Genomic DNA, 21038 nt, shown 5'->3' on the forward strand with positions numbered 1-21038 from the left:
CACCAAGGGAAACCGGTGTCGCTCTAGAGGACTTTTCATCGTCAAGAATCGCCCCTCATAGGAAATGCGCTGTCAAACAATAAATAGTTCGTTGTGTCAGACACGGCCCCGGCAAAGCCCAGGTCCATGGCACCCCTGGGCCGATATTGACCGGCTGTTGGGTGCCACTGACCTGGGCACCGGGTCAGTGTTGCCTTTGTCGCGAAGTCATCTTCACGGTTTGAAAGCGCGGTGGTGTCACGACATGAAGTGGAAGGGATTGAAGGAAAACCGGTTTTATGCCATCATCATTGACGAATGAATTGATGCGCACTCTCGGAGGATGACCGCCATGGACAAGATAGAGAACATCCTTTACAGCATTATTCCCTTAGTGCTTATTATCGTTTTTTCTTGGCTGTTCAGCTTACTGGGGTCCAAAATGCGCAAGCAAGGGCAGGAGGCCGAGCCCGCGGGTGAAAAAGAACGAGGTTTCCAGCTTTTCGATATGTTTCCACAGGGTAAGGAGGGAGAAAGCCCTAACGCCGCTTCTTCTCCGGGAATGCCGCGTCAACCTGAAATGATGCAGCCGGATCTTCGCACCGGGATGCCACAGACCGTGACGGGAGCCCCGCCGGCAACGCCAAAGCCCATTGAGCCCAAATGGTGGGGAGCTTGATGCCCGCACGAATGCACCCTGAAACCCTGTTGTACGGCATAGTCGAGAGCAGGATCGTATGGGCTGCTTTGGCGGTCTGTCTCGTCCTGATGGCTACGCCGTTGATCGGCCGGTCCTGGGCGCAACAGTCGGCCGTAAGCCGATCCAGTGCCGATGAAGCAGCGGAAAAAGGTGGTGAACCGAAAGACGCAGCGGATAAAGAGAGTAGCGGAGGACTCTCCTGGGAGATGCCGGGAAGGGTTTCGATCTACGACCTTCAGTTCGGACCCGCGGTGCTCAAGGGTAACGACTGGAAGTTTCTCGGGAGCAGCCGCACCTTCAATGCCGGCTCGTTCGGGGACCGACTGACTTTGATGGTTCGTTTCTCGTATACTGCATCCAGAGCGGAAATTCCTTTGAAGTTCGTGATCAGACTTCCCGGTTCAAGGCAGTACGAAGAAACAGTCCGCCTGGCCAGCCCTAAGGGACAATACAGTTACCATTTTACGATTCATCGCCCCGATGACTTTCTTGGCAGTGGCTCAGTCTATTTGTATTACGGCTTTAGCATAGTTGACGTGCTGGATTTCACCATTATGCCGGGTTCATGATCTTCGGCAAAATTTTAATGCGGATTCGCGACCGAACGTGGAACATGCGGAGAAGGGACCACGGGCCTTTCTGCGCAGCTTAGTGTCCCCCAAAGCGGTGAGGTATTAAAGCGGTTGGGGTGAGCTGGTTCCCAGACCGTGCAGGAAGGGGCACTAATCCAGTCTAATATTTTTGAAAGCCCATCCGCATAACACATTGATATGACGGACACAGTCCCTTGACAAGAATTTGAGCGAGCATCCTGTGAGTCAAAAGACAGGGAAATGTCGCGTGGACGCCCTGATGGTCGAAAAGGGCCTCGCATCGTCGCGTGAGCGGGCGAGGGCCTTGATCATGGAGGGCAAGGTCACCGTGAATGGGGCTGCGGTCGAAAAGCCCGGCAAAGAGGTTTCCACAGACGCCAGCCTGTTTGTAAAGGAGGACCTGCCGTACGTAAGCCGTGGCGGACTGAAACTCGAGGCCGCACTGGATCGGTTCGGGATAGATCCTTCCGGATTGGGAATCCTGGACGCGGGAGCTTCAACAGGAGGATTTTCCGACTGCTTGTTGCAGAGAGGCGCGGCTCACATCATCGCTGTAGACGTAGGGTACGGGCAGTTCCATTGGAAGCTGCGTAACGACCCCAGAGTCACGGTCATAGAACGCAAGAACATCCGATTCCTGGAGATAGGGTCTCTACCTAATCCTGTGGACGCGGCTGTTGCCGATCTGTCCTTTATTTCCCTAAAATTGGTACTGCCTAAACTCAAAGAGTTCCTTCCTGTTGGTGGATGGCTTGTCCCTCTGGTAAAACCGCAATTCGAGGCGGGACGGACTGACGTGGGAAAAGGCGGGGTGGTGAGAGATCCCGGCAAGATCAGGGCAGCGGTGGAAAGCGTCAAGACCTTTGCGAAGGGTTGCGGATTCCAAGTCCTGGCAGAAATGGAAAGCCCGATAAAAGGACCGAAAGGGAATCGGGAGTTCTTTCTACATTTGAAACGCACAGTTGACTGAGTAGCTTCACAGGTATATGCTCCGCCCGCAAGTATTGTTTCAGGCCTCTTGCTGGACTGGTTTCCACGACAATCACCACATGGGCAATTGCTGACCATTTCATGGGTCTGGGGCGAAGCCGGCTAAATGAAAACCATAATTCTTGTGATCCTCAATCTGGGCATTGCGTCCTTCTTCATTTTTTTGCTTCGTAAGCCTGGATTGCTCAGCAGCTACTCGCAGGGCCGTTTCTGGCTTACCTGGCTCGGGTTGGGCGTCATATGCCTGATGGATGAGCTGACCTCGGTCTTTTACGCACCGGCCGAAGCCTATCGTTTCATCGGGCCGGCGGCCATATTCTTTATAGCCCTGACCTCCCTGCTGATTCGCTACTTCAGCTCCCGGCTGGTAGAGATTGCCAAAATCCTGGAACATCACAAGCTGTTCGGAGGCGGGGTATATTCTTTTTCTTATCTGGTACTGGGGCCCGTAGTATCCTTTGTAGCAGTGTCCTCCATAATGGTGGATTTTGTCCTTACAGCCTGTATTTCAGCCATAAGCGCAGTGGAAAACGTCTCTTCCTTTTTCGGCATGCCACAATACTGGAAGATGATAGCCGGTATGGCTATTGTTTGGTCCATAGCCGGTTTGAACATTCTAGGCATCCGCGAGAATGTTCGTTTCACCTTCGGCATCTTCATTATGGCAGCATTTGTTTTCCTGAACTTGATTGTCTCCGGCATTCTCGGTCTGGATCAGGATTCGATCGCCCGTCTGCACAATTCAGTTGCAGCGGGAGCCGATAGCCTGCGGACAGAATCTTTGTTGAACACCTACGGAATTTTTGTCGCTTCCGTGGCTAGTTGCGTACTCGCTTACTCCGGCGTGGAATCGGTTCTTCAGACTGCGGGTTACGTACGCTCATCCAGAGACATCGCAAGAGCGTACATTTTCCTCGCCCTGACGGTCGGGATTGTCACCCCCACTGTTGCCGCCTTGGCCTTGTCCGCGCCTATTGATTTCGCGAAACACGAGGGTGATCTGATCACTCACTATGCCACCGTGTTGAATGGTCTCCCGTTTGGCGTTGCAGTGGCGGGACTGGCCAGTTTCACCCTCATCATGGCGGTAAATACGGCCTTTGTGGCGTCAAGCGAGCTTATGGAACGTGTGGCGGATCGGTACGGATTTTCGTGGCTCATTGCTACGAATCGAGAGCAGTCCTTGTATCGCATACATATAATTAATGCTCTTTTCTTCTCCGGCATCATTATTTTCACTGGTGGAAGCCAAATGATCCTGGCGGACATGTACGCCATCGGACTGCTTGCATGCTTCTCCATCAACCTGGGGTCGCTAATAATATATCGTTACTTTATGGGGACCAAAGAGGTGATCCACTACCTCGGCGGCCGCACCGGCACGGTAATATTATTCGTGATTTTCTTGAGTTGCTTTGGTTTCCTTGCTTGGCACAAGCCTCATGGCACCGAACTGTGGGCAATTGTGACGGGCATTGTGCTGGTGAGCGGTCTGATCGTTGCCCGAACTAGAGCGCCGGAAATCAGGGCTGTACAAGCCACTGACACTCACATGGACCTGGTGCTGTTTCTTGCTGAATCACCGGAAAAAGAGATCCAGCTCATCTTCCGCAGACCCAGAGAAGAGGCCCTGACGTCAATGAAGCACAACGAGGCATACATCAGCTTTTACAATCCTCGGCAGGGCGCTCCGGCCAAGTTGGCGCCAAATCACTTCCGATTTGCCTTGATCAAGGGAAGTCTTTACCAGGACATGGTGGCGCTTCTGAAAGTAGTAGAATACGAGTTGCCGCACCGGAAGGTAGTGATCCATTTCGGCTGGCCGTTATCTTCTTGGCTGGATCGTATGGCCATCGGCGTTATGGTGTTTAATATCATGCGTATGCCCAGACGGTTCCCTAACTTTGACTTCCACATCGACTATTCAAGCGAGTCGTTTCGGAAGCCCAACACCCCAAAATAAACGCCCGAACTGCGGTTCCGCCGTACCTCCAACAGTTTGGGTATGGCGCGCCTATACGGGCACGCTGCCGGAAGCCCTTTCTCTGCAAACAGTTCCGCGGCCTGTTGGAACCACGCCTAGGCCTGTCTTCTGAACTGGAAGTACGTGCCCAGAGTAGGTATAAACGTCAGCCCCGCGAGTATTACCGCGTAGGCCAGATCCGTGTACAATTCCAGTTCTATGTAGGACGCGGCAGTAAGAGGACTGCTGAACAGCCCGCTCAGGATTCTCAACAATACCAGCGCCAGCGGGATACCAAAGAAAAATGAACATAACACGCCGACCGCCTCAAACATATGCCACGCATTTTGTGCATCCTCGCTCATGAATTTCACCCCTTCCCATCTTGCTCTGTTAAGAAACTAATGCCTGAGAATAGCGTTGTCCAGGTCACTGTCACGAGCAGGACGTGGACTCTTCTTTGGCTGTTCCGCGTGGAAAATGCCCAGTCGGAATCGGTCGACGGAAAAAAAAAAGACAAGGCCTGTCACACCACCCTATGGCAGAATGTCTAAAGTAACGTAACCGTTCACCGGGACGGTCTTAAGGCCTTAGAATCACGATGGGGGAGGCTTGGAGGGGGAGATGGTCTCCCCCTCCATCCCCACCGGGCGCAGAGCCGCCTCAAGCCCGGTGAACGATTACAAAGTAACGAATGCCGGCTGCTCCTTTTCACAGCATTCGTGCAAGCAAATACATCAAGCAGTCTGGTAGTAGCTCTGCAAGCCTAAAACGAGACGAGGATTTGAACTCAATGGAACCATCTACCGAAATTTTAATTCAGCAGGCGATACAAGGGGACAAGACCTCTCTTGAAGCGCTTGTTCGACAAATTCAGGACAGAATCTACGGACTGGCCATGCGAATGCTCGGACGCCCTGTGGACGCTGAGGATGCAACTCAGGAGATCCTCGTAAAGATCGTCACTCATCTTGGGAGTTTCCGGCAAGACAGCAGCTTCTCCACATGGTGTTTTCGGATTGCCGCCAATCACCTGCTCACCACTCGCAAGCGCTGGGCCGAGCGTATCGAACTCACCTTCGAGAAATGTGAGGAAGAGATCGATAGAGGATTAGCTCATGCCTGGACAGAATGTGCCCCCCAAGCTGAACAAGGCCTCATGGTGGAGGACGTGATGCTAAGTTGCATGCAGGGGTTTCTGCTGTGTCTCGAAAGGGACCTTCGCATCACCTACATTCTGGGAGAGATTTTTGAGGTCAACAGCAGCGAAGGTGCACAGATCCTGAGTATCACTGCGGCAGCGTTCCGCAAACGTCTCTCCAGGGCCCGCTCGCTGCTGAGGGATTTTATGCAAGCTAATTGTGGCTTGATTAAAGAATCGAATCCTTGCCGATGTGAGCGCCAAATCCCTTATGCTGTCAAGGCCGGGTTTCTGAATCCTAAGAAGCCTCTCTTCGCGGCTCATCCGCGTCGTAACAATCACCATCGCTCGATCTTGGAAGGTCTCGAGGAAATAGCCGAGTTGCAGCGGGTCGCGGTTCTATTCCGCCGGCACCCCGAATACTCTGCCCCCGACTCATTCGTCGAGAGCGTCCGCCGGCTCATCGATTCCGAGCATTTCAAAATCTTGCAGGTTTAGAAGTAACCAATACGGGATTGTCCAACCATCCTACATGGTTGTGCTGAATCAAGTTCTGTTTCAAAAAACTCGCAAAGGAGAGACATCATGAAAGTTGATGAAAGTGTATGGACTTATTTTCAAAAACACCTTGGCTACTCTGACGAGGAGATGGTCAGGTTCAAAGAAGATCCCAGGAATCAGGAGGCCATTGTCAAGGGCGCGGAACTGATGAACAAGACCATTGTGGCCGAAGTGGTCCAATCACATGGATGCAACAGCCGGCACAAGGTCGGGGACAAGTTCTATCTGGACGGAGTAGGAAATCTTATTTCCAAGCTCTGCCCCGAACGAATGTGTTTGTACGCGGTCAGCGCTTTGAAGCCGATTGTGTTCGCTGCAAACGAACTGCTCTACGCAGGCCAGGACCCTGGACAGATTCGATTCAAACGGTGGGGCTGCGGCGATGTCGGATTAGAGTGCGGTGGATGGGGGAAAATCGTGATGGAAGTCAAAGTAGTGGATCGCGAGGCACAGTAGATAGGATGCAGGGAGAACATCTATACGAAAATGTTCTCCCTCAGTTTTGACGTTGATGACGATTGACGCAACCTGAAGCAAGGCCTGATACCAACACGCTTTCAAACTGTGAAGATGACCTCCCAGCAAAAGCAGCACTGACCTGGTCCCCAGGTCAGTGGCACCCAACAGCCCGTCAATATCGGCCCAGGGGTGCCATGGATGTCGGAAGCTCATACGTGGCACCAAATCTGCCCGGCATTTTCATTGTTCGTTGTGGGGATTTTCGGCATGACGGTTGGTATGGACCGGAACTCCGCGGCATCTGCAATACCCGACAAATTAACAAAACAGTCCGTTGCGCCAAAAGACTCCCTCGGATATTGTCTTGGGAACCCATCCGTGTTAGCTTTTTTTCAAGCACAAAACCCCACCGGACCGAGAACAAAAAAGGACGAAACAAGCTGGTGACAAGGCTGACCTTTTGACCTTTTTGTGAAGCAACGGATGAAGCCGGAATGCTCAGAATCATTATCGTCCTCCTGGTTCACGGAATCATTCTTCTTCCAATGCAGTGGTATGCAATCCGGGCAATCAGGAAGGATGTCATTCAGACCAGAGGCGCCTTCTCCCGGAGGGGCCTGGTTTATATCATCCTTATTTTGGTAGCCGCCAATTATGCCGTTCTTTGTCTAACGCTCTTTGGTACTCCTTTTAACCCGCACGACTTTCTCGGCCGACAATTTTTGGCCATAGCGTACTTCAGTTACCTGTTGCTGGTTGCCGGATTTTGCATTTCCTTCGTGGGCCTTAAGGCCCTCGGCCGCGCCATGAGGTTACTGAGGCGGTTCTTCCGAAAGCCCAAGCCGGTCCGCGACACGGGTAGACTCCGCGAGAGCCCACGCCCAATTGATGAAAAGGTTTTTGCGGAGAAGGAACGTGGGGTCATTTCAGAGAAACCCGAAGCCGTTCCGCAGGGCTCAGACACTTATCCTTCGGTTCATGAGGCCAAACAACTGCCGCAGATCCATTTACACGACATATCGAGACGTTCGTTTCTCAGATGGGCTGGAGCCGCAGGCATGGCAGCATCGGCCGGCGCGATGGGCTACGGTTTGAGCGAGGCCTATCAAAGCCCTGTGATTAACGAGTTCGAGTTGTCTCATCCGTCGTTGTACGGTTTGCAGAAGCGCGTCTCCTTCATTCAGGTAACCGATCTCCATTTTAGCTGGTTTTTCGGTCCAACCGAGCTGGAAAGACTGGTAGAGCGGCTTAATTCCATTGAAGGTCACGCCGTAGTCTTTACAGGCGATGTTTTCCATTCTCGGTACACTCCGGTGGAAAGCTCCGAGCCGATACTGAGAAAACTCGTTCCGAGGCAGTACGGCAACTACGTTATCATGGGCAACCACGAGCGCTACGTCCGCACCGAGCGTTCCCTCGCGAGCTTCCGCAGAAGTAATCTTACTCATCTTGGGGACAAGTGGATTTCTTTCGAGGATCAAGGGGCCGCAATCCATTTGGGCGGTCTGGACGATGTCCTGGCGGACTGGGTGCCTACCCCTGAATCCCAAATATTCCGCACACTAATGGATGGATCTCCTTCCGGTCCGGGCATGCGCATATTACTTTGCCACCGCCCCTCCATTCTGCCTCTCGCTGCTTACGGCAGGATAGACCTTGTGTTGGCAGGCCATACTCATGGCGGCCAGATGATCATTCCTTGGCCTGAGCGCCCCAGAGGCCTGACTGCTGCCGGCCTTCTGTCACCCTATACTCACGGCTGGTACAAGAAGTTTGGATGCAGGATGTATCTGAATAGAGGAGCGGGGCTGGTGTTCTTCCCGTGGCGAATCAATTGCCCGCCGGAAATCGGTGTCTTCCATTTGGTAGCCCCTTCTCATAAGAAGGGCGAAGAGCGTGTTTCTACGGTGCGAAGAATCGGCGGGTCCTCGTAAGCACGGCCTTTACCTTCCACTTCAGCCTGTTTTGTCGTCATCGTCACTGAACTGGACGGTTTCGTTGAGACCGAACTTCTTCATGTACCTGTAGAGTGAATCGCGAGATATGCCAAGCATGCGGGCAGCGGCGGTTCTGGAACCGGCTGATTGGAGGGCCTTTTGGCACAAGAGCTTCGTGACCTCGCTGGAGACGTCCTCAAGGGTGCGATGAGGTCCCAGCGCAAGCGGGTATAAGCAGTCTCCTTCCGTTGTGGGGTCAGAAGGGAGCCTTATGCTAAGGCAATCACCTTCCGAGACCATCAGAGACCTTTCCAGCACGTTTCTCAGCTCTCTCACGTTTCCCGGCCAGTGATATCTTGACAGGGATTTCAGCGTTATCTCGTCCACCACCGGCAGGGCGGTAAGTTGAAGTTCCGCGGCCAATCGCGCAACCAGTTGGTCGACCAGGATTGGGATGTCGTCCAGACGGTTGCGCAAAGGCGGAACGTTAATCGGGAACACGTTTAGTCGATAGAATAGAGGTCCGAGAAAGCGTTTGTCTTCAACCGCGGAGGCAAGGTCTCTGTGAGTTGCCGCCATCAGGCGCACGTTGCAGTGTACGCTCTTTTCTCCTCCCACACGGAGGAATGACCTGGTGTCCAAAAAAGAGAGCAACTTGGCCTGTAACGAGAGCGGAAGCTCCCCGATTTCGTTGAGAAGAAGCGTGCCTCCCTCGGCCAGTTCCAACATTCCTCTTTTTCGGCCACGAGCCCCTGTAAAAGCTCCCGCTTCATGGCCGAACAGCTCCGATTCGGCCAGTTCCTTGGATATGGCCGCACAATTCAGTGACAGATAAGGCCCGGCGGACCTGTTGGAATGATCGTGAATCCAGCGGGCCAGATAATCCTTGCCGGTCCCGCTCTCACCAAGGAGGAGCACCATGCTGTCGGTTGCCGCTGCCCTGCGAGCCACCTGGAGGCATCGCGTCATGGCATCGGATTTGTAGACTTCAGGATCGACGCGATAACTTTTCAAAGCCTCTTTGCGTTCCGAGATGTTTCGAGAAATACCGCAGATGCCGACAATGCTTCCTTCACTGTCCCTGAGAGGGACCCTGATTTCGTGAAAGGTGATCAAGACCTGATTCACCGGGAGAGTTCTTTCCTCCTCGATGGATTCTCCTGCCAGGACACGGAGGTCGGCTTCCTTGATATGACCTGCGTGTTGCTCGCCAAAAAGATCCTCGGCGCGCATTCCCACAATCCGATCCGCCGGAAGGTTGAAGAGCTTGGCGAGAGCGGGATTTGCGTGGGTGTACCTCAAATCTCGGTCTTTCAGGAATATGCAGTCCGTGGCGCCCTCGAAAATGGCTCGCAGGCGTTCCTCACTTCGCCGCAAAGCTTCCTCGGCTCGCTTTTGCTCGGTAATGTTGCGGGAGACCGAAACGGTTACCATGCCCCAATTAGGGTCCTCCATGACCACTGCATCAAGAAGCACGTCAATAATCGTGCCGTCCTTTTTCACGTACTGGTACGAGCAGTCCGCAACCTCCCGGTTCTCCCAGAATTTGGGCAGATTCCGGCGCAAGGCTTTTGCAGATTCCGGTGTCATCACCTCCTCAAGCTTGCGCCCGATCACCTCTTCCCTAGAGTAGCCCGTCTCCGCGATCCACTTGCGGTTCAGATTCCTGATCACCCCGTTCTTATCAATGGAATGCATCATGACCGGAGCTTTGTTGTAGATCTGACGAAACCGTGAGTCTGTGTCATACGTTTGACCGCGCGCAGGATCTTTAAACGCGGCTCGCAGGTGAGGGTTTTCAGTCCCATCGAAATCGGCGCGAGGCTGGGGTGGCTCTATCGTCTGGTTTGGGGGCTGTTCACTGCTGTTCCCTCGTTCGCTCATGTCCGTGTCCCTTGCCAAGGCAGGTGCACAATTAATAGTAACGTAGGGTAGCAACAAGGTGCGGGATACGATGATTCTAGCCGACGCGGGTCCATTTGTCAAAAAAGACTGAGCCGACTTCTCGTCCGAAAAAAAAGCGTATTACAATCTACTGAACCGATGATTGATACGCATTAAGAGTTCAAAAGGGTAAATTAAGAAGATGGCTACTTACACAGAAGAGCTATCCCTTAATTAATCTGTTTGGTCGCAAAATCAGATGAAATGGGGGTTACTCATGGCAAAGTTTTCGATTATGGCGTTGGTTGTGGCCCTGCTGATCGTGTGTCTGCCCAATGCCGGTGTCACGGATTTCGATCGGTACAACTGTTACCGGAAATGCGCGAGGCAGCCCGTTCCTTTGGGATTGCTCGGCGGGGAGGCGAGTTCTCATTATTTGACACAGGGTTCGTACGATACTTGTATGCAAGAGTGCGAACGGCAGTTCTGGAAAGACTTCGACGAAAAGGCCAAAGACGACAAGGAAAAGGAAAAGTAGAAGGCGCGGGGTCAACAAAGAGGAGGAACATGTTGTCAGACTTGTGCGGGCGACCTTTTTCCCAAATGCGCCATACCGATGCGCGGTCAAACAACGAATAATCCGTGGCACTTCTGGCACGATATAGATTGCCTGTTGGGTGCCACTGACCTGGGCACCAGGTCAGTGCTGCTTGCGCTGCTAAGTCGTCCTCACAGTTTGAAGGCGCCGTGGTAGTAGGCCCGGTGTTCGTCCAACCTTTCCGGCAGCGATAATCGAGAAGAAGCTACGTCTATCGGCTGCCAATAAGCAAAGAAGGCCCGCGATCATCCGTTGCGAACCTTCAAGGTGTTCAACTCGTTTCTGGAGGCGGCTGGCGGATTTGAACCGCCGTATAACGGTTTTGCAGACCGTCGCCTTACCACTTGGCTAAGCCGCCCCACGTTCGTTGGACATTCTAGTACAGTCCAAGATCTCGTGTCAAGCCACCAAGGATTCATATCGACTCTAAAGCTAAGAACCGGAAACGAAATATACCAATCTGTGTTACCTTGCCTGTGGGTCCCGTAGCGGTGAGTGCCGATCTGACGGGCCGCTCCAGGTTTTTTTGATCCTCGGACGTATTGCGATGGCAATTCTTCGGCTACGTGTGATAAAGAAATTGATTGGCTAAATGACCAGGCTCCCTGTAGTCATAAGAGATTGCCGGAAACAATGCAGGTAATTGGGATGAACCGGTGGGGCGTTCTGTCTTCTCCACGTGGAGCAGAGACAGAACTGTCGGCAACCGGCGTAAGCCGGGTAGACCGGTTGCGCGTATCCGTTAACATCACTGGGGCAACAGACAAGGTCTTTGAAGCCCCGCGTTCATGTGGAGGGGTAGGATGAAAAAACTCATAGTCGTTTTCTTGTGTGCGGTTTTCGTCGGAGCGGTCGCGATTCCATCGGTTCAAGGAGCACCACTGACAATCAAGTTCGGGCATATTGCGCCTCCATTCCATGGCCAGTCAAAGGGGATTGACGCGTTTGCCGACTACGTCAAGGAGAAGACCAACGGGCAGATCGAGATCAAAACTTTCCCATTCGGTCAACTGGGCAGTGAGACCTCTTTGGCCGAGCAAGTCCAGGCCGGCACGCTGGAAATCGCCTCAGTCACATGCGCGGTGCTCCAGAATTCGGCCCCTCAAGTCGCGGTAGTGGATCTCCCGTTTGTCTTTCCCGACCGGAAGACCGCTTACGGTGTGCTGGACGATCCCGAAGTACAGGCCAAGATCTTCAGCTATTTGCCTGCAAAAGGGTTCGTCGGTATCGGATGGACGGAGAACGAGTTCCGAGACATCACGAATACCAAAAGAGACATACGCAAGCCCGATGACCTCAAGGGCCTCAAAATCAGGGTGATGAACAGCCCGATTTACATAGACACGTTCAAACAACTAGGGGCCTCACCCACGGATCTCCCGTTCCCTGAAATCTACAGTGCGCTTCAGAATGGGACTATTGACGCGCAGGAAAACCCCCTGCTCACCTCCATCCTGATAAAAGCCACGGAAATAACCAAGTTCGTGACCAAGACTGGGCACATCTTGACGGAATGCATCATCATAGTTACGCCGGACTTTTGGAAAAAGCTGACCCCGGAACAGCAAAATATTTTCCGGGAGGCTGCCAAAGTCTGCATAAAGCTCAACCGGGAAATTAACGTAGAGCTGGAAAAAAAGCTGCCTCAGTCGGGCCTTTCCGTGGAAGAGTACTGCGCGAAAAACAACGTCAAGGTGATCAACCTGACACCTGAGGAACGCGAGACCTTTAAGACTGCCATGCAGCAGGTCTGGACCAAATATCGGGACAAGATTGGTCCGGAACTGTTCGATTTTTTTCAGGCCAAGGTTAAGGCCCATTCGGGCAAGTAAACCGGCTGCGAAGCTCTGAAAATTTCATGAGGGGATGTGCCGTTGCTGCGGTACGTCCCCGGATCTCCCATGTCATGCAACGAATAATACGAGCGCTCAACAGTGTCGAGGAATGGACGCTGGTTCTGGTTCTGCTGGGGCTGGCGTTCCTTTCCTTTGTGCAGGTTTTTTGCAGATACGTGCTGCAGTTCAGCTTCACATGGATGGAGGAACTGGGCAGGTACCTCGGGGTGTTCATTGCTTTTCTGGGCGCATCTCTGGGCGTCAAGTACGGCAGCCACTTTTCCATGGATTTGATTTACGAAAAAGTCTCGAGCGATCGCTTTCGCCATGGGCTGAAGGTAATAATAAACATAGCGTCCGGACTGATGTTTTTCGTTATTGCCTATTATGGGTGGGAACAGGCAATGAAGCTCCGCCGCTTTGGGGTCCTCACTTCGGCGCTGGAAGTTCCCAAGTATTGGGCGTACCTGCCAATCCCGTTCTTTTCCACCATAATGGGTATCCGCTTCATCAATTTGGGAATAAGGCATCTGGTCCGGCTCGTCCGCCGCGAACCTTTCAGAATGGGGCCGGAACAGTGATTGCGACCGTCTTGATTTCATTCTTTGTGCTTCTCTTACTTGGGATGCCGATCGCCGTTCTATTGGTTGTCACCACTACGGTCTCAATCGTTTCGCATACCTCCGGTTCTCTGATGGTGCTCCCCCAGCAACTGTTCAACGCGCTGGACAATTCGGTGCTGCTTTCTATTCCCTTTTTCATCATAGCAGGAAGCGTCATGACCGAAGGGGCCATGGCGAGGCGCCTGATCGCGGTCGTCAACTCTGTGGTGGGCTGCTATCCAGGTGGTTTGGCCATAGCCACCACCCTGGCCTGCCTTTTCTTTGCCGCGCTCTCGGGGTCGAGTCCTGCCACGGTTGTGGCCATCGGTTCGGTGATGATACCTGCCCTGATCAAAGCCGGGTACGGCGAGCACTTCTCGATAGGGCTGGTTACGTCCGCGGGGTCGCTGGGTATCGTGATTCCGCCGTCGATACCGATGATCCTTTACTGCATGGTCATGAACGCATCGGTTGCGGAGCTTTTCATGGCCGGTTTCATGCCCGGATTTCTCATCGGCGGCGTTTTTATCGCCTACACCGTTTGGATGGCTTACAGAAAGGGATGGCGCGAGACTGAAAAGGAGACCTGGGCGCAAACTTTCAAGACCCTGCGCGAAGGCATCTGGGGCCTGATGCTGCCGGTTGTTGTTCTGGGCGGCATCTATTCAGGCATGTTCACTCCCACCGAAGCCGCTGCTATAAGCGTGGTGTATTCTCTTTTTGTCGAGGTAGTGATCCACCGGGAAATTGATATCATGGATGTGCCCAGAGTATGCAAGCAGGCGGCAGTCCTTTCCGGCTGCCTACTCTTCATCCTCGCTTGCGCCATGACCCTGATCTGGTTGCTCACCGCGGAAAGACTGCCGCATCAGGTGGCGGACGTCATTACAGCTCATGTTCACAGCGGGTGGGTGTTCCTCATCCTGGTTAACATCCTGTTTCTCTTGCTGGGAACGGTCATGGACAACGTCTCCGCCATGCTGATCCTTTCCCCGCTTTTTGCGGAGACCCTGAAAAGATTCGATATAGACCTGATTCATTACGGAATAATTATGGTGTTGGTAATTGAATACGGCTTCCTGACGCCTCCGTTCGGCCTGAACCTATTCGTGGCCATGGGTCTGACGAGAAAGAGTCTCGTGGAAGTGTCCAAGGGTGTATGGCCCTTCCTGATTCTCCTGCTTTTCTGCCTGATGCTGGTGACTTTCATCCCCGAAATATCACTCTTTCTGCCGAAGACGTTTCTGAGGTGACGACTCTTCCCAAGACTAACAGACATTAGCGCCCCGCCCTACAGCGGGCACATTACCCCCACCGGCCAGCCCATGCCAGCCAACTGTGGTTGCTGCACAACATTAAGAGAACTTAATAATAACCTTTAAGCATGGCGTTAATTATGTTGAAATTTAGAGTATATTTAGCTATAGGCATGGACAGGGCGGTTGTTCCATGATAAAGTCTACCTAACCGTAGCCTGAGAGAGGAGATAGATTGGACCCGCGGCGCAAAGGAAGTGAAAACCCCAGGAACCCGTTCCGCGATATGTACAGTCGCGCGGAAATCAGGAAACGAAGGGGGTCTTTTTTCGGCGGGATTGCCCGTTTCGTTCTCCTCGTGGGGATAGGATGCATCGCAGGCGGCGCCGGCCTTGCAGTGCAAGGCTATTTTTTCTTCACACACGGCTTACCGAGCATTGAAAAACTGAAGAACTATGCCCCGCCCACAGTTACGCACGTCTACGCAGACAAAGGCGAACTCATAGGTGAGTTCGCGACTGAGAGGCGCTTCGTAACTCCGATAGACCAGATCCCCAAGATGCTCCAAAACGCTTTTGTGGCCGCTGAAGATAAGAATTTCTGGCAGCATACCGGTGTTGATAAAGAGGCCATTGTACGAGCAATCAAAAACAGGCTCCAACGCACCGGATGGGATCAGGGAGCCAGCACCATAACCCAGCAGGACGCCAAGACGTTCTTCTTGACGCCTGAAAAGAAATTTATCCGTAAAATCAAGGAACAGATACTTGCTACCAGGATGGAGCAGTCCCTGAGCAAAGAGTACATCCTGTACCTGTATCTCAACCAGATTTATCTGGGAAGTTCAGCCTATGGAGTGGAGGCGGCTGCCCATGCCTATTTCGACAAGAGTGTAAAAGACCTAACAATTGCTGAATGCGCCATGCTGGCTGGTTTGCCACAAGCGCCGTCTAAGGTCAACCCCAAGAAAAACTTGAAAGCATCTCTTGAGAGAAGGGGTTACGTGCTCAGAAGGATGCTGGAAGACGGGTACATCACTGAAGCTGAGTACGAACAGGCCAACAACGAGGAGCCGGTGATCGCCAGCCGGACGAACCCGTATGTGAACGCGGCCCCTGACTTTGTCGAGCATGTCCGCAAATACGTGGAGAGAAAATACGGAGCCGATGCTCTCAATAAAGAAGGCCTCAAAATCTATACTACGGCGAACCTGGACATGACAGCCGCGGGCCAGAGTGCGATGGATAGAGGGCTGCGAGATCTGGACAAACGGCAGGGCTACCGGGGTCCGATGCGGACCAATGTCAAAGATGTGCCCGAACTGGAGAGCCCGCTCAGGTTCGGTCAGGTTGCCAATGGCGTTGTTACGCACGTGGACGGCGAAAACATTTACGTGCGCCTGGGTACGTACACCAAGAACGGGAAGAAGAAGGAATATCTCGGTCAGATGAAGATCGACCCGAATCCGAAGTGGTGGGTTCGTACGCCTTTTATAAGGCAGGAACTGCGTACCCGCACCTTCGCTCAAGGGGATTTACCCTTCCAGGTGGGTGACCTGATCCAGGTCAGGGTCCTGGACCCCAATGCCAAGCGGCGGGAGCTTTACATGAAGAAATTCGGTAAGGCCGACCCGGACATGAAGAATTATAAGGAATACTCGGAGGAAATGCTGCCGTATTTTCCTGTCGAGCCGGAACAGCAGCCCATTGTGCAGTCAGCTTTGATGTTCCGGGAGAATCGGTCAGGGCACGTCAAGGCAATGCTGGGCGGGTACAGTTTGTCCGTATCTCAGTACAACCGGGCTGTCCAGGCTAAGAGGCAGGCGGGGTCATCGTTCAAACCGGTGATTTATGCTGCCGCTCTCAACAAGGGCTTTACATGTGCCGACATCATACTGGATTCTCCTATGGCCCTGACCGTCCCGGGCACAGGGGAAGTCTGGAGACCCAAAAACTATCGCGGAGGCTTCCAAGGACCCATGACGTTCAGAGACGCGATAGTGAAATCGAGAAATATTCCGACCATCAAAATTCTCCAGCAGATTGGCATCGAGCATGCCAAGGTCTATGCAAGGAGGCTCGGTTACACCTCTCCCTTGGTGGAAAACCTAACCATGGCGCTTGGGTCCACCGGAGTATCACTGGAGGAGCAAGTCAACGCATATGCGGTATTCCCCAACAAAGGGTACTATATCCCGCCCATCTATGTGACCAAGATCGTGGACCGGAACGGGAAAGTACTGGAAGAACACGATCCGCCGGTGCTGCTTGACGACCCGACACGCGGGGATCTACCCCAGGTTCAAAAGGTTTCCCATAATCCTTCTCAGACATCCTCTTATGGTGACAGCGAAATCCCGGACAAAGGCGCGGCCCTTGCTCGCAGAAGAATAGATGAAGCCACTGCCTACATAATGTCAACTCTGCTTCAGGGAGTCGTGCAAGACGGGACAGCCACCATACTGAAGAAGATCGTCGGGCGGCCCGAAATAGCCGGCAAAACAGGCACCACCAATGACAATATAGACGCTTGGTTCGTAGGGTTTTCTCCGGACTACAGTTGCGGCGTGTGGGTCGGTTTTGACGACGAATTTTCCATAGGAGACCAGGAAACGGGCGGCCATGCAGCCGCACCTATCTGGGGTTACTTCATGAAAGAAGTATTGAAGGACAAGCCTGTCAAGGAATACACGCCCCCTCAATCCATAGAGCATCGCCGGATCGACCCGCGAACCGGCCTGGTCACCGCGTCTCCCGATGGCCTTCAAGAGGTTTTCAAGGCCGGCAGCGGTCCTGTCCAATCGGAGCCGAAGCTCATCAAGGGGTCCCGATGGGACTATCCCGGCTCTGACCTTGATCAGTTCTAGTCAGACGAAAGATCAAAGAGTCCAGCACATCCATAATGTCGCATCAGGTGGGGGGCGGTCTCTGTGCCTCGCAGCGGTGCCACGCGCCGAGGGTCCGTCGTACCAATGCGCGAACAATAATTAATCCGTTGAGTCAGACAGGGACCTGGCAAAACCCAGGCCCGTGCTGCCTTTGCTGCGAAGTCACCGTCACGGCTTGGGAGCCAATTGGTGTCAGAGCGCTTTCTCTATGATCGAACGTTGCTATGACCACACGAAACCGTAAGGCCTTCCGATTTGTCTAACGAATGATTACAGAGCATCTTCCTTTTTCTGCAAATTTACCCTGTTTTGATGCGGAAATGGGAAGAATGAAGCTTGACACGGGCAATTTCTCGCATATATGTTAACTTTAGAAGGGGTTTTCAGGACAATGTGAGGGGAAGAAATTCCTGGAAATTGTCTTTTTTTCTGATTACAGGGCAATAATCAATATTTTATGGCGCTAAAGGACATGACCTATGGCTGACGAAATCGAAAAAAAGGACGACTTCGACGATGACGAAGGAGCGAAGGTGCAGCAGGTAAGCCTGGCCGACATCCCTGACGTGCTCCCTTTGCTCCCTGTTCGCGACGTAGTCATTTACTCCTACATGATACTTCCGCTGATGGTTGGCCGGGAAAGATCAATCAGGGCTGTGGAAAGCGCTGTTGCCAAGGACCGCTTGATATTCCTGGCTACGCAGAAGTTTGCTACCGAAGAGGACCCGCAACCTGAGGACATTTTTAACGTGGGCACCGTGGCGATGATCGTCAAGATGCTCAAACTGCCCGACGGCCGCGTCAAGGTGCTGGTTCAGGGGCTGGTAAAGGGCAAGATCACCTCGTTCGTGCCGTCCGACGAATACTTCACGGTTCAGATCGAGAAAATGCCTGAACCCGCAGCTACTACCATCACTCTCGAAATAGAGGCCTTGATGAGATCGGTGAAAGAGAACTCGGAGAAGATCCTGCAACTCCGGGGCATAATTTCACCGGACGCTGTGGCCATTCTCGATTCGATCGAAGATCCGGGACGGCTGGCAGACCTTGTGGCGTCCAACCTCAAGCTTCGGGTGGAAGAATCCCAGGCCATTTTGGAGGTTATCCACCCCTTGGACAGGTTGAGAAAGGTCAACGAGCTGCTCTCAAAAGAGCTTGAGCTTTCGGCCATGCAGGCAAAAATCCAAACTCAAGCTAAGGAGGAGATGGGAAAGACTCATCGGGAGTACTTCTTGAGAGAACAGCTCAAGGCCATCCAGAGCGAGCTTGGCGAAATAGACGAGAAAACCAAGGAGATCGACGAATTTCGCGACAAGATAGCCAAGGCGAAAATCCCCAAGGAAGTCGAGAAGGAAGCCGATAAGCAGCTCAATCGATTGAGCCAAATGCATCCCGACGCGGCTGAAGCATCAATCATTCGGACTTACCTGGACTGGATTGTAGAGTTGCCGTGGTCCAAGTCAACGAGAGACAAGCTCGACATCAAGAATGCCAAGCAGATACTCGATGAAGATCACTACGATCTGGAAAAGGTCAAGGACAGGATCTTGGAGTACCTGGGAGTGCGTAAGCTCAACAAGCAGATGAAGGGCCCCATACTCTGCTTTGTTGGTCCTCCTGGAGTGGGCAAGACTTCTCTGGGGCGTTCAATTGCGCGAGCCTTGGGACGCAAGTTCACCCGAATATCTCTGGGAGGCGTACGGGATGAAGCCGAAATCCGCGGCCATCGCCGGACGTACATAGGCGCGCTGCCTGGACGCATCATTCAGGGATTGAAAAACGCCGGTTCCAACAACCCGGTCTTTATGCTGGATGAAATAGACAAGGTCGGCGCGGACTTCAGAGGCGACCCTTCCGCGGCGTTGCTGGAAGTGCTGGACCCGGAACAGAACCACGCTTTCTCGGATCATTATTTGAACGTCCCGTTCGATCTGTCCAAAGTAATGTTTATTACCACGGCCAACTTGGCAGATCCGATTATTCCGGCCCTAAAAGACAGGATGGAACTAATAGAGCTGTCGGGATATATAGACGAAGAAAAGCTGAAAATAGCCCGCCAGTTCCTTATTCCTCGGCAAATCAAAGAGAACGGCATCAGGCCTGACGATTTCATCATAACGGACGAGGCCATACTGGGTATAATCAACCAGTACACGCGAGAAGCGGGTCTGCGTAACCTGGAACGTGAGATCGCGAACCTTTGCAGGAAGATAGCTCGAAAAATAGCCGAGGGCGAAAAGAAGGTCCCGCGGATCACTGCCAAAAGCCTCCACAAGTTCCTGGGCGTGCCCAGATTCCTTCCCGATGAGGAGCAACGAAAGGATGAGGTAGGAGTTGCCACCGGGCTCGCTTGGACGCCTTACGGTGGGGACGTGCTTCACATCGAGGCCACCCCGATGGAGGGGAAAGGAAACCTGCTCCTCACCGGCCAACTTGGAGACGTCATGAAAGAATCGGGGCAGGCTGCGATGTCTTATTTTAGGTCTCGCGCTGCACGGTTCGGACTGAAGTCGAACTTCTATTTCGCCAAGGACATACATGTCCACGTACCCGCCGGAGCAATCCCCAAGGACGGCCCATCAGCGGGAGTGACTATGGCGACCGCGCTTGTGAGTGCCTTGACGGGCATTCCCGTTAAGGCGGATGTTGCCATGACCGGTGAGATAACCTTGCGGGGTAGGGTGCTCCCCATAGGAGGACTCAGGGAAAAATCTTTGGCCGCTCTTCGGGCCAAAATCTATACAGTGGTCGCGCCTGAGCAGAATGAAAAAGACCTGGACGAAATCCCCAAGCATATTCGACGACAGCTCAATTTCAGGTTTGTCAAACACATGGATGAGGTCTTGAAGATCGCCCTCAAGGAAGACCCGGAGAAGGGTGCTGCTAAAACGGGCAAGGGTAAGATCGAGGCCGTGAAAGACACTCATAAACCAGGCAAAGGCCAGGCTGAGATTGCTGCAAAACGAGGCAAGGGAAAGAGCGGCCGCTCACGAAAAACAGGAACTCCCGCTAGGACGGCAGTATAGTGCTACCTTGTCTCCGGACGGACAACTTTCGGGGGAAACTCTTGTGTAAAAGGTTTCCCCCGTTCAATTCCTAGATCCCGCCGAAGGGCTTTTGAATGGACCCGGTCACAGCCGTTTATTTAGCCGTAATGGCCGCAGGGGTTTTGTGGATAATCTGGAGGATAGTCATCTACTTCCGAATCCAGTCACAAAGGGATTTCTTATGGGATAACCTCGTTTACGACGAGCAGTTCATGAATTTCCTGGAAGGCATCAAGTCACAAGAAGGGAGCAAAAGCCCTATTGAAGTGAATGAAGTGCCAGAGGCTGACACGGAGGCCGGAGCAGATTTGAGCAAATCAGAGGGGGAATCGGAGAAGGTCTAGCGCTAGCTTGCCGAGGCCACCACCGCCGGAAGTAGGATGAACCATTCTGGCCGGCAGGTCGTTGTGAGAAAGAATGGCGGCCACCGGCGGCCCCGCGGGATCTTCCCAACCGAAGGGAAAATTCCCGGCCTGTCAAGGAGCCACTTTCAGTCCTTGCCTCCAAAGAGGCAAGGACTGAAAATTATAGGAGTTTTTGGGGTGGGGACCGGGGAGGCCCTTTTTGCAAAAAGGACCTCCCCGGTCACTCTCCCAAGAATTCGTA

The 21038-nt window shown here is 53.0% G+C and carries 16 protein-coding genes and 1 tRNA gene; 14 read left to right on the top strand and 3 right to left on the bottom strand.

The features are described from left to right. The first annotated feature begins 331 nt into the window (after window positions 1-331). The 4 genes from HY913_01685 to HY913_01700 all read left to right on the top strand — a co-directional run bounded on the left by HY913_01685 (window position 332) and on the right by HY913_01700 (window position 4225). The gene (locus HY913_01685) at window positions 332-658 is read left to right on the top strand and encodes a hypothetical protein (protein ID MBI4961966.1); all 327 of its coding nucleotides are present in this window, start codon (window positions 332-334) and stop codon (window positions 656-658) included. Beyond that, window positions 658-1248 carry a hypothetical protein gene (locus tag HY913_01690; GenBank protein MBI4961967.1) on the top strand — a complete coding sequence of 197 codons (591 nt, stop codon included), beginning with the start codon at window positions 658-660 and terminating at the stop codon, window positions 1246-1248. The genes HY913_01685 and HY913_01690 overlap by 1 nt, the downstream gene beginning before the upstream one ends. A gap of 283 nt (window positions 1249-1531) precedes the next feature. Further along, window positions 1532-2242: a TlyA family RNA methyltransferase gene (locus tag HY913_01695; protein ID MBI4961968.1), complete on the top strand. Its 711-nt coding sequence runs from the start codon at window positions 1532-1534 to the stop codon at window positions 2240-2242. Between the two features lie 126 nt (window positions 2243-2368). Next, window positions 2369-4225, top strand: a complete 1857-nt coding sequence (locus tag HY913_01700) for an amino acid permease (GenBank protein ID MBI4961969.1) — start codon at window positions 2369-2371, stop codon at window positions 4223-4225. Between the two features lie 116 nt (window positions 4226-4341). Here HY913_01700 and HY913_01705 read toward each other — a convergent pair whose 3' ends face one another. Further along, window positions 4342-4590, bottom strand: coding sequence for a hypothetical protein (locus HY913_01705; GenBank protein MBI4961970.1), 249 nt, complete (start codon window positions 4588-4590; stop codon window positions 4342-4344). Window positions 4591-5018: 428 nt separating this feature from the next. On the opposite strand from HY913_01705, the gene HY913_01710 reads away from it, so the two are divergent. The 3 genes from HY913_01710 (at window position 5019) to HY913_01720 (ending at window position 8320) form a co-directional block, all read left to right on the top strand. Next, a complete protein-coding gene (locus HY913_01710; GenBank protein MBI4961971.1) occupies window positions 5019-5864 on the top strand; it encodes an RNA polymerase sigma factor in 846 nt (281 codons plus the stop codon). Between the two features lie 87 nt (window positions 5865-5951). Next, entirely contained in the window at window positions 5952-6383 is a 432-nt protein-coding gene (locus HY913_01715) for a TIGR04076 family protein (protein MBI4961972.1), read from the top strand. 497 nt (window positions 6384-6880) lie between these two features. Beyond that, window positions 6881-8320 carry a metallophosphoesterase gene (locus tag HY913_01720; protein MBI4961973.1) on the top strand — a complete coding sequence of 480 codons (1440 nt, stop codon included), beginning with the start codon at window positions 6881-6883 and terminating at the stop codon, window positions 8318-8320. A gap of 21 nt (window positions 8321-8341) precedes the next feature. On the opposite strand, the gene HY913_01725 is transcribed toward HY913_01720, so the two are convergent. Continuing rightward, a complete protein-coding gene (locus tag HY913_01725) occupies window positions 8342-10207 on the bottom strand; it encodes a sigma 54-interacting transcriptional regulator (GenBank protein MBI4961974.1) in 1866 nt (621 codons plus the stop codon). A 277-nt stretch (window positions 10208-10484) separates the two neighbouring features. Here HY913_01725 and HY913_01730 point away from each other — a divergent pair, with 277 nt between their 5' ends. After that, window positions 10485-10745, top strand: a complete 261-nt coding sequence (locus tag HY913_01730; GenBank protein ID MBI4961975.1) for a hypothetical protein — start codon at window positions 10485-10487, stop codon at window positions 10743-10745. A gap of 343 nt (window positions 10746-11088) precedes the next feature. On the opposite strand, the gene HY913_01735 is transcribed toward HY913_01730, so the two are convergent. Then, window positions 11089-11163: transfer RNA gene (locus HY913_01735), tRNA-Cys, on the bottom strand. Between the two features lie 445 nt (window positions 11164-11608). Between HY913_01735 and HY913_01740 the strand changes: the two genes are divergently transcribed. From HY913_01740 to HY913_01765, 6 genes are all read left to right on the top strand, one after another. Then, a complete protein-coding gene (locus HY913_01740) occupies window positions 11609-12637 on the top strand; it encodes a DctP family TRAP transporter solute-binding subunit (GenBank protein MBI4961976.1) in 1029 nt (342 codons plus the stop codon). A 74-nt stretch (window positions 12638-12711) separates the two neighbouring features. Beyond that, on the top strand, window positions 12712-13221 hold the full coding sequence (locus HY913_01745; protein MBI4961977.1) for a TRAP transporter small permease: 510 nt from the start codon (window positions 12712-12714) through the stop codon (window positions 13219-13221). Next, window positions 13218-14495 (top strand): TRAP transporter large permease subunit, encoded by a 1278-nt coding sequence (locus HY913_01750; protein ID MBI4961978.1) that lies wholly within the window; start codon window positions 13218-13220, stop codon window positions 14493-14495. The genes HY913_01745 and HY913_01750 overlap by 4 nt, the downstream gene beginning before the upstream one ends. Window positions 14496-14733: 238 nt before the next feature. Then, entirely contained in the window at window positions 14734-17364 is a 2631-nt protein-coding gene (locus HY913_01755; GenBank protein ID MBI4961979.1) for a PBP1A family penicillin-binding protein, read from the top strand. 500 nt (window positions 17365-17864) lie between these two features. Then, window positions 17865-20411, top strand: a complete 2547-nt coding sequence (lon, locus tag HY913_01760) for an endopeptidase La (GenBank protein ID MBI4961980.1) — start codon at window positions 17865-17867, stop codon at window positions 20409-20411. Between the two features lie 95 nt (window positions 20412-20506). Continuing rightward, window positions 20507-20776, top strand: coding sequence for a hypothetical protein (locus HY913_01765; GenBank protein ID MBI4961981.1), 270 nt, complete (start codon window positions 20507-20509; stop codon window positions 20774-20776). Window positions 20777-21038: the final 262 nt, after the last annotated feature.

The sequence above is a fragment of the Desulfomonile tiedjei genome, assembly GCA_016212925.1.
Lineage (GTDB): Bacteria > Desulfobacterota > Desulfomonilia > Desulfomonilales > Desulfomonilaceae > JACRDF01.